Genomic DNA, 10,583 nt, shown 5'->3' with positions numbered 1-10,583 from the left:
CATACCTACGGCAAGGCGATGTTAATGCGGATTGAAGAGATTTTTGAAGAGTATAAATCTTCCTAGGATAAAGCAAAACGCATAATATCAAGGGTTTTAAACACTTGATATTATGCGTTTTCTGATGTTAAAGACTTTCTACCAGGTTTTTTGAAGCATAATTGTTAGTTGTAGTCATTTATTATTCTTCAAAGAAAAATGGTGGGGCGAATTTTTTCAGTTCTTCAAAGCACTTTTGAGCAGCATCTGCATCTTCACAGATGATAAGACAGACATCATCACCACAAAGGGTAGCGATAGCGTCAGGGAAGCTCAAAGCATCAATGATAGAACCAAAGGATTGAGCCAGTCCAGGAAGGGTTTTTAGTAGGACTTGGTGTTGAACTGGGCGCATCAAGACAAGGGCGTCTTCCATGTAGAGTTCGAGACGTTTTTCCCATTTTGAGATGGAACCATTGTTAAGAACATAATAAGCGCTATCTTCTTCGCGGACTTTTGATAGGTTCATATTTTTGATGTCGCGTGAGAGGGTTGCCTGGGTCACTTGAATGTCGTTCTCAGCAAGAAGGGACTGCAATTCAGCCTGTGTATGAATCTTGTTTTTTGCGACAAGAGCGCGTATGAGTTGGTGGCGGTGTTCTGATTTATTCATAATAATGTAACTCCTTTTAGCAAGGTATGGTAAGCGTGGACTGAGCGAGGTCGACAGTCAAGTAGTAGTCGGTATTGTCACGGATGGTGATTTCAAAGTCAGTCGTATAGAGGACTAAACGAAGAGTATCTCCTTCTTTTAGATTGTAAATAGTTGGTTGCAGTTCAAATTGCACATCCATCCATTCATCTGCAGTAATATCCTCTACTAACAGTAAATCATTTCTATTTTGTAAATTAAGGTAACCTTTTGTCACGACTCGTTGTGCATCTGGTCTAAATGGCAGTTCACAGAGATTTTCCAGCATATGATAGCGACCGTTGTCAATGGTTCTAGCACTTAAAACAGCTGGATAAGGCTGTAAGTATTTCTTTTGACCAAGTTCCAGTAATTGAGCAGATAAAAGCCCCTTGTTTGTGCTGGATTTGATATGAAGATTGAGCTGAGCGCGACCGTTTAAATGAATGTCCTTGGTCACAGGAAGGTCAATAGTAATCTGATTAGCTTTCCCTTGATAGAGTTCTGTATTGAAGGTTTGGTAGGTCTTACCATAGCGCTCAAAATCCTTATCTGAGTACTGGTTTTGAATAGCTTGCTCTTCTTGACCAAGTGAGAAGGTTTCACAGTTTTCTTGCCCACCGAAGTTATCAAGAGATAACCAAGTCTGAGGAGCAGTATTGTCCTGCCAGATAACGGTCGGAAGTTGAAAATCTGTATCTTGTCCCAGTAATTTCTTTGTCAACAAAGCATTCATGGACTCACGGAAATCAATGGACTGCCAGTTGTTCATATACACATGGGCGCCATTATGGAAAAAGAAATACTTATTTATATTAGTAGGAAGAGCATGGAACATCTGGTAAACATGAAGTGGTTTGACATTCCAATCCTGAGAACCATGGGTAAAGACAACCTCTGCCTTTACTTTATGGGCATTGAGCAGATAGTTGCGGTCATGCCAAAACTGGTTATAGTCGCCAGTCTTGCGATCCAGTTGCTCTTTCACTTTTTCTAAGTCAGCTTGGTGAGCTTCATTGCCACGGATATAGTCGCCAGCCAAGAGATTACGAGAGTAGGTTAGTTCAGCAAGGGAGTCAAAGTCCTCACCTGGATAGCCACCTGGGCTAGTCACCAGACCGTTTTCTCGGTAGTAGTTGTACCATGAAGAAATTCCAGCCTCAGCAATGATTACTTCTAAACCATCAACACCTGTAGTGGCAAGGCCGTTTGACATGGTACCTAGATAGGAAAGTCCAGTTGTAGCTACTTTTCCGTTTGACCAGTCAGCTTTGACTTGACGCTGGCGCGTATAATCGGTAAAGGCACGGCAACGGCCATTAAGCCAATCAATGACATTTTTATAAGCCTCGATTTGCTGGTAGTCGCCATTAGTCATGAAACCAGTAGAGTCTCTGGTACCAACACCTGAAACATAGAGATTGGCAAAACCTCGTGGAAGGAAGTAGTCGTTGAGTGTATAGCTAGAGTTGATGTGAGTTAGCTTTTCCTCAGCTTCAGCCACAAGCTCAGCTTGGCCTTGAGATTGGACGAGATTGAGTTGAGGTTCTTCTAGCTCAATCTTGTGAGCAGATTTGACATCAAGCTCACCCTCCATCTTGTAGAGAGCCTTGTCGCTAGCCTTGTCATTTGTTCCCTGATGATAGGGACTGGCTGTCATGATAGCAGGGATTTGTCCCTCATAACGAGGACGAATAATGCTGACCTTGACTAAGTCTGGAAGTCCTTTTTGGTCAGTATCGACACGAGACTCAACGTAAACGACTTCACGAATGACATCATGACTGGAAAAGGTAGCCAAACTCTTGCCGTTAAAGTAGTGGTAGTCATTATCCTCAGGGATAAGACCGTCGCTTACCAGTTGATCAATCAGGGTATTCCCCTTTTTGGTGCGAGTATTGAGTAACTGATAGAGATTTTCAATCAAGTCACCGTATACAATAGGAAATCCAGTCTCTTTACGAAAAACGTCACTGTCTTCGAAGTCAATCAAATAAGAAAAGCCCAAAAGTTGAAAGGCGACAGTATAAAAAATAGCTGCTGTCAAGTCTTTGTCAGATTTGAAAAAAGTTAATATGTTAGTTTCTTTATCTATAGCTAAGCAGGAGAGTGGATAGTCGGTGTTCTCATAAGTGAAAAAAAAGCGACGTAAAAAAGTTTCCAGTAATTCCTTGGGATTGGCTGTGTTTTGTAAATTAAAGCCACATTTTTTTAGTTCAGATAAGATATTTTCTTTTGGAAAAGTGACATAACTATATTGATTAAAACGCATAGAACCTCCATATAGAATGATAGTTAAGGTTATTATATCAAAAAAAAAGCAGAAAGGGAATTGTTAACTGTAAAAGGAAATAATCCAATAAAAATGAATAAAGTGCTAAATTCAATATAGAGAACAGTGTAATAATAGACGTAATAGGTATAATATAAAAATTCTAGGAGATTTATATGATATGTTTTCTATTTTTTATATATAATATAGTATAAATATAAAAACGATGGCAAAAATACAAATGAATAGAAAGTAAATTAGTAAGCTGATGAAATTTTTCTCAAGAGAAGCCTTTTATAGGTGAAAATGGTATAATATAGTGAGAAGGATAGAGGAGAAGTGTAAATTGATCGCACAACTAGATACAAAAACAGTCCATAGTTTTATGGAAAGCGTCATTTCGATTGAAAAGTATGTGAGAGCAGCTAAAGAATTCGGCTACACTCATCTGGCTATAATGGATATTGACAATCTTTATGGTGCTTTTGACTTTCTAGAGGTTACAAAAAAATATGGCATTCATCCTTTATTAGGGCTTGAAATGACTGTGTTTGTGGATGCTCAGGAAGTGAATCTGCGCTTTTTAGCTTTATCTAGTGTGGGCTATCAGCAGTTGATGAAGCTTTCGACAGCCAAGATGCAGGGGGAGAAAAATTGGTCGGTTTTATCTCAGTACTTAAATGATATTGCGGTAATTGTGCCTTATTTTGATGGACTGGAGTCGTTAGAACTAGGCTGTGATTACTATATAGGGGTTTATCCGGAAACACCAGCAAGCGAATTTTATCATCCAATCTTGCCCCTCTATCGGGTCAATGCTTTTGAAAGCAGGGATAGAGAAGTTCTTCAAGTTTTAACAGCGATTAAAGAAAACCTACCGCTTAGAGAAGTTCCCTTGCGCTCACGACAAGATGTCCTTATATCAGCAAGTTCTTTAGAGAAATTATTCCTAGAACGATTTCCACAAGCCTTAGACAATTTAGAAAAGCTGATTTCAGGCATTTCTTACGACTTGGATACGAGTCTGAAACTGCCTCGTTTTAACCCAGCTAGACCAGCAGTAGAAGAGTTGAGAGAACGCGCTGAGCTTGGGCTTGCTCAGAAGGGATTGACTAGTAAAGAATATCAAGACCGTCTAGACCAAGAATTGGCTGTTATTCATGATATGGGATTTGATGATTATTTCTTGGTTGTTTGGGATTTGTTGCGTTTTGGACGACTGAATGGCTACTATATGGGAATGGGAAGGGGTTCTGCAGTTGGTAGCTTGGTTTCTTATGCCTTAGATATTACAGGGATTGACCCAGTAGAGAAAAATCTGATTTTTGAACGCTTTCTCAATCGTGAACGCTATACCATGCCTGATATTGATATTGATATCCCAGATATTTATCGTCCAGATTTTATCAGATATGTTGGTAATAAATATGGCAGTAAACATGCGGCACAAATCGTTACTTTTTCTACCTTTGGTGCCAAGCAAGCTCTGCGTGATGTCTTGAAACGCTTTGGTGTTCCAGAGTATGAATTATCCGCAATTACCAAGAAAATCAGTTTCCGTGATAATCTCAAGTCAGCCTATGAGGGCAATCTCCAGTTTCGTCAGCAAATTAATAGTAAGTTAGAATACCAAAAAGCCTTTGAAATTGCCTGCAAGATTGAGGGGTATCCAAGACAAACCTCTGTCCATGCAGCTGGTGTTGTGATTAGCGACCAAGATTTGACCAATTACATTCCTCTAAAGCATGGTGATGAAATTCCACTGACTCAGTATGATGCTCATGGAGTTGAGGCTAGCGGTCTTTTGAAGATGGATTTTCTGGGACTACGAAATTTGACCTTTGTCCAGAAGATGCAAGAATTACTTGCAGAAACAGAAGGTGTTAAGATAGTTATCAACGAGATTGATTTGGAAGACAAAGAAACGTTAGCTTTATTTGCTTCTGGCAATACAAAAGGTATCTTTCAATTTGAACAACCTGGTGCCATTCGTCTGCTTAAGCGTGTGCAACCAGTCTGTTTTGAAGATGTCGTAGCGACTACTTCTCTAAATAGACCAGGTGCTAGTGATTATATCAATAATTTTGTGGCAAGAAAACATGGGCAGGAAGAAGTGACTGTTCTGGATCCAGTACTGGAGGATATTTTGGCTCCAACCTATGGTATCATGCTCTATCAGGAGCAGGTTATGCAGGTAGCTCAGCGGTTTGCTGGATTTAGTCTTGGGAAGGCCGATATTTTGCGTCGAGCTATGGGGAAAAAGGATGCTTCTGCCATGCATGAGATGAGAGCTTCCTTTATTCAAGGCTCCTTAGAAGCTGGTCATACTGTGGAAAAAGCAGAGCAGGTCTTTGATGTCATGGAGAAGTTTGCAGGTTATGGTTTTAACAGGTCACATGCCTATGCTTACTCAGCTTTGGCCTTCCAGTTGGCTTATTTCAAAACGCATTATCCAGCCATTTTTTATCAGGTCATGTTGAATTCTGCCAACAGTGATTACTTAATAGATGCACTTGAAGCAGGCTTTGAAGTGGCTCCTCTGTCCATCAACACCATTCCCTATCACGATAAAATTGCCAACAAGTCCATCTATCTAGGATTGAAATCGATTAAGGGAGTCAGTAATGATTTAGCTCTCTGGATTATTGAAAATAGACCCTATTCTAACATTGAAGATTTTATAGCTAAATTACCTGAGAATTATCTGAAACTACCTCTGCTAGAACCTTTGGTAAAAGTTGGTCTTTTTGATTTATTTGAAAAAAATCGTCAAAAAGTATTTAATAACTTAGCCAATCTATTTGAATTTGTGAAAGAGTTGGGAAGTTTATTTGGAGATACTATTTATAGTTGGCAGGAATCGGAGGATTGGACGGAACAAGAAAAATTCTATATGGAACAAGAGCTTTTAGGGATAGGTGTCAGCAAACATCCACTACAAACTATCGCAAGTAAAGCTATTTACCCAATTACCCCAATCGGAAATTTGTCAGAAAATAGCTATGCTATTATTTTGGTTGAAGTTCAGAAAATAAAAGTGATTCGTACCAAAAAGGGTGAAAATATGGCCTTCTTACAGGTAGATGATAGTAAGAAAAAATTGGACGTCACTCTCTTTTCAGACTTATATCGTCAGGTTGGACAGGAAATAAAAGAGGGAGCCTTCTACTATATAAAAGGAAAAATACAATCACGTGATGGCCGTCTGCAAATGATTGCACAAGAAATAAGAGAAGCAGTTGCTGAACGCTTTTGGATACAGGTGAAAAATCATGAATCGGATCAAGAAATTTCACGTATTTTAGAACAATTTAAAGGCTCAATCCCAGTCATCATCCGGTATGAGGAGGAACAGAAAACCATCGTTTCTCCCCATTATTTTGTAGTTAAATCTGATGAATTAGAGGAGAAATTGAATGAAATCGTTATGAAAACGATTTATCGCTAAAAATACGGAAAATAGAAGAATTTTAAAATCAAATGTGGTATAATCAAGAAGACTGTTAAAAGAAAAAGGAGCATAAACCAATATGAAACGTATTGCTGTTTTGACTAGTGGTGGAGACGCCCCTGGTATGAACGCTGCTATCCGTGCAGTTGTTCGTCAAGCAATTTCAGAAGGAATGGAAGTGTTTGGTATCTATGACGGATATGCTGGTATGGTTGCCGGTGAAATTCATCCCCTAGATGCAGCTTCAGTAGGAGACATCATTTCTCGTGGTGGTACTTTCCTTCACTCAGCTCGTTACCCAGAGTTCGCTCAACTTGAAGGGCAACTAAAAGGGATTGAGCAATTGAAAAAACACGGCATTGAAGGTGTAGTTGTTATCGGTGGAGACGGTTCTTACCACGGCGCTATGCGTTTGACTGAGCATGGTTTCCCTGCTATCGGTCTTCCAGGTACAATCGATAACGATATCGTTGGTACTGACTTTACAATCGGTTTTGACACAGCGGTTACAACTGCTATGGATGCTATTGATAAGATTCGTGATACATCATCAAGTCACCGTCGTACTTTTGTTATTGAAGTTATGGGACGTAACGCTGGTGATATCGCTCTTTGGGCTGGTATTGCAACTGGTGCAGATGAAATCATCATTCCTGAGGAAGGATTCAAGATTGAAGACATCGTAGAAAGCATTAAATGTGGTTATGAGTGTGGTAAAAAACACAATATCATCGTCTTAGCTGAAGGTGTGATGTCAGCAGCTGAATTTGGTCAAAAACTTAAAGAAGCTGGAGATACAAGCGACCTTCGTGTGACAGAACTTGGACATATTCAACGTGGTGGTTCTCCAACTGCGCGTGACCGTGTATTGGCGTCACGTATGGGTGCCCATGCTGTTAAACTTCTTAAAGAAGGTATTGGTGGTGTTGCGGTTGGTATCCGTAACGAGAAAATGGTTGAAAACCCAATTCTTGGAACGGCAGAAGAAGGAGCATTGTTTAGCCTTACTGCAGAAGGTAAGATTGTAGTTAACAACCCACACAAAGCCGATATTGAGCTATCTAGCTTGAATAAGAGCTTGTCATAATTTACAATTTAGTTAATAAGACCAAAAAGGTCATATCTATAAAGGAGTCACAAAAATCATGAACAAACGTGTAAAAATCGTTGCAACTTTGGGTCCTGCGGTAGAAATCCGTGGTGGTAAAAAATTCGGTGAGGACGGATACTGGGGTGAAAAACTTGATGTTGAAGCTTCAGCTAAAAACATTGCTCAATTGATTGAAGCTGGTGCTAACACATTCCGTTTCAACTTCTCACACGGTGACCACCAAGAACAAGGTGAGCGTATGGCAACTGTTAAACTTGCTGAAAAACTTGCAGGTAAAAAAGTTGGTTTCCTTCTTGATACAAAAGGACCAGAAATCCGTACAGAATTGTTCGAAGGTGAAGCTAAAGAGTATTCATACAAAACTGGTGAGAAAATCCGTGTTGCAACTAAACAAGGAATCAAATCAACTCGTGAAGTGATTGCATTGAACGTTGCTGGTGCTCTGGATATCTATGATGATGTTGAAGTTGGTCGTCAAGTGTTGGTTGACGACGGTAAACTTGGTCTTCGTGTGGTTGCTAAAGATGACGCAACTCGTGAATTTGAAGTGGAAGTTGAAAACGATGGTATCATCGCTAAACAAAAAGGTGTGAATATTCCTAACACTAAAATTCCTTTCCCAGCCCTTGCTGAACGTGATAACGACGATATCCGCTTTGGTCTTGAACAAGGTATCAACTTTATTGCGATTTCATTCGTACGTACTGCAAAAGACGTGAACGAAGTTCGTGCAATCTGTGAAGAAACTGGAAACGGGCATGTTCAATTGTTCGCTAAAATCGAAAATCAACAAGGTATCGATAACTTGGATGAAATCATCGAAGCAGCTGATGGTATCATGATCGCTCGTGGTGATATGGGTATCGAAGTACCATTCGAAATGGTTCCAGTTTACCAAAAAATGATTATCAAGAAAGTCAATGCTGCAGGTAAAGTTGTTATCACTGCAACAAACATGCTTGAAACAATGACTGAAAAACCACGTGCAACTCGTTCAGAAGTATCAGACGTATTCAACGCTGTTATCGACGGAACTGACGCTACAATGCTGTCAGGCGAGTCTGCAAACGGTAAATACCCACTCGAGTCAGTAACTACAATGGCTACAATAGACAAGAACGCTCAAACTCTTCTTAATGAATACGGACGTTTGGATTCAGATTCATTTGAACGTAACTCTAAGACAGAAGTAATGGCTTCAGCTGTTAAAGATGCTACTAACTCAATGGATATCAAATTGGTTGTAACTCTTACTAAGACAGGTCATACTGCACGTTTGATTTCTAAATACCGTCCAAATGCTGACATCTTAGCATTGACATTTGATGAATTGACAGAACGTGGATTGATGTTGAACTGGGGTGTTATCCCAATGTTGACAGATGCTCCATCTTCAACTGACGATATGTTCGAAATCGCTGAACGTAAAGCGGTAGAAGCAGGTCTCGTTGAGTCAGGCGATGATATCGTTATCGTTGCTGGTGTACCAGTAGGAGAAGCTGTTCGTACAAATACAATGCGTATCCGCACAGTACGTTAAGAAAAATATAAAAACCTATCATATCCAGCTTTAGAGCTTGTGTGATAGGCTTTTTTGGGCTCTTTGTCAACTGTAGTGGGTTGAAGTCAGCTAAGCTCGAGAAAGGACAAATTTTGTCCTTTCTTTTTTGATATTCAGAACGATAAAAATCCGTTTTTTGAAGTTTTCAAAGTTTCGAAAACCAAAGGCATTGCGCTTGATAAGTTTGATGAGATTATTGGTCGCTTCCAGTTTGGCGTTAGAATAGTGTAGTTGAAGGGCGTTGACAATCTTTTCTTTATCCTTGAGGAAGGTTTTAAAAACAGTCTGAAAAAGAGGATGAACCTGCTTTAGATTGTCCTCAATGAGTCCGAAAAATTTGTCAGGCTCTTTATTCTGGAAGTGAAAAAGTAAGAGCCGATAGAGATTATAGTGGTGTTTCAAGTCTTCTGAATAGCTCAAAAGCTTGTCAAGAATCTCTTTATTGGTCAAGTGAATACGAAAAGTAGGGCGATAAAAACGTTTATCACTCAATTTACGACTATCCTGTTGAATGAGCTTCCAGTAGCGCTTGATAGCCTTGTATTCATGAGATTTTCTATCGAATTGGTTCATGATTTGGACACGCACACGACTCATAGCACGGCTAAGATGTTGTACAATATGAAAGCGATCTAGAACGATTTTAGCATTCGGGAGTGAAACAGTCTGGGAGACTGTTTCAGCCTGAGCCTAGAAATTTGAAAGCGAATCTGTTTAGCTAAGTCATAATAAGGACTAAACATATCCATAGTAATAATTTTCACTCGACATCGGACGACCCTATCATATTTAAGAAAGTGATCTCGAATGACGGCTTATGTTCTACCTTCAAGAACAGTGATGATATTGAGCTTATCAAAATCTTGCGCAATGAAACTCATCTCCATCTCCCGATTGAAACAGTCACTCCCTGGACTGTTTCAACGTCCCAAGACATAATCTCAGGCAGATGTTTAAAATTACACTCAAAGTGGAAGTCATTGAGCTTTCGAATGACAGTTGAAGTTGAAATGGCCAGCTGATGAGCAATATCGGTCATAGAAGTCTTTTCAATCAACTTTTGCGCAATTTTTTGGTTGATAATACGAGGAATTTGGTGATTTTTCTTGACGATAGAAGTTTCAGCGACCATCATTTTTGAACAGTGATAGCACTTGAATCGACGCTTTCTAAGGAGAATTCTAGTAGGCATACCAGTCGTTTCGAGGTAAGGAATTTTCGACGGTTTTTGAAAGTCATATTTCTTCATTTGACTTCCGCACTCAGGGCAAGATGGGGCGTCGTAGTCCAGTTTGGCGATGATTTCCTTGTATGTATCCTTATTAATGATATCCATAGGGGATTTACCCACTACAAATATTATAGAGCCCAAAAAGGTGGCTATGTCACCTTTTTGTGTCAGTGTAGGTATTTGTGACGCGGTGGTGGGGCATCAATGGAGCTTCTTGAAGGTAATACTCTTCGAAAATCTCTTCAAACCACGTCAGCGTCGCCTTACCGTAGGTATGGTTACTGACT

General features: G+C 39.8%; 5 protein-coding genes and 1 pseudogene. 3 read left to right on the top strand and 3 right to left on the bottom strand.

Going from position 1 to position 10,583, the window contains the following annotated elements:
• Window positions 1-181: 181 nt before the first annotated feature.
• Together HT715_RS09715 and HT715_RS09710 are read right to left on the bottom strand one after the other, a co-directional pair.
• Complete coding sequence (locus HT715_RS09715; protein ID WP_023934390.1) at window positions 182-652, bottom strand: arginine repressor; 471 nt, start codon at window positions 650-652, stop codon at window positions 182-184.
• Between the two features lie 16 nt (window positions 653-668).
• The gene (locus HT715_RS09710) at window positions 669-2,942 is read right to left on the bottom strand and encodes a Xaa-Pro dipeptidyl-peptidase (protein ID WP_138706952.1); all 2,274 of its coding nucleotides are present in this window, start codon (window positions 2,940-2,942) and stop codon (window positions 669-671) included.
• Window positions 2,943-3,288: 346 nt separating this feature from the next.
• Here HT715_RS09710 and HT715_RS09705 point away from each other — a divergent pair, with 346 nt between their 5' ends.
• The 3 genes from HT715_RS09705 to pyk all read left to right on the top strand — a co-directional run bounded on the left by HT715_RS09705 (window position 3,289) and on the right by pyk (window position 9,044).
• The gene (locus HT715_RS09705; protein ID WP_171043143.1) at window positions 3,289-6,390 is read left to right on the top strand and encodes a DNA polymerase III subunit alpha; all 3,102 of its coding nucleotides are present in this window, start codon (window positions 3,289-3,291) and stop codon (window positions 6,388-6,390) included.
• An 82-nt stretch (window positions 6,391-6,472) separates the two neighbouring features.
• Window positions 6,473-7,480, top strand: a complete 1,008-nt coding sequence (pfkA, locus tag HT715_RS09700) for a 6-phosphofructokinase (protein ID WP_000820864.1) — start codon at window positions 6,473-6,475, stop codon at window positions 7,478-7,480.
• 58 nt (window positions 7,481-7,538) lie between these two features.
• Complete coding sequence (gene pyk, locus HT715_RS09695) at window positions 7,539-9,044, top strand: pyruvate kinase (protein ID WP_001042822.1); 1,506 nt, start codon at window positions 7,539-7,541, stop codon at window positions 9,042-9,044.
• A 90-nt stretch (window positions 9,045-9,134) separates the two neighbouring features.
• Here pyk and HT715_RS09690 read toward each other — a convergent pair.
• Window positions 9,135-10,401: pseudogene (locus tag HT715_RS09690) on the bottom strand (transposase).
• Between the last annotated feature and the right edge of the window lie 182 nt (window positions 10,402-10,583).

Origin of the sequence: Streptococcus sp. 4155, assembly GCF_013276695.1 — a bacterium.
GTDB lineage: Bacteria > Bacillota > Bacilli > Lactobacillales > Streptococcaceae > Streptococcus > Streptococcus pseudopneumoniae.
The sequence above is the reverse complement of the archived record's forward strand: the minus strand, read 5'-3'. Positions and strand labels throughout refer to the sequence as shown.

Bases quoted from the DNA above. Each gene is read 5' to 3' on its own strand.
- HT715_RS09715 (WP_023934390.1), bottom strand. From the start codon at position 652: ATGAATAAATCAGAACACCGCCACCAACTCATACGCGCTCTTGTCGCA.
- HT715_RS09710 (WP_138706952.1), bottom strand. From the start codon at position 2,942: ATGCGTTTTAATCAATATAGTTATGTCACTTTTCCAAAAGAAAATATC.
- pfkA (WP_000820864.1), top strand. From the start codon at position 6,473: ATGAAACGTATTGCTGTTTTGACTAGTGGTGGAGACGCCCCTGGTATG.
- pyk (WP_001042822.1), top strand. From the start codon at position 7,539: ATGAACAAACGTGTAAAAATCGTTGCAACTTTGGGTCCTGCGGTAGAA.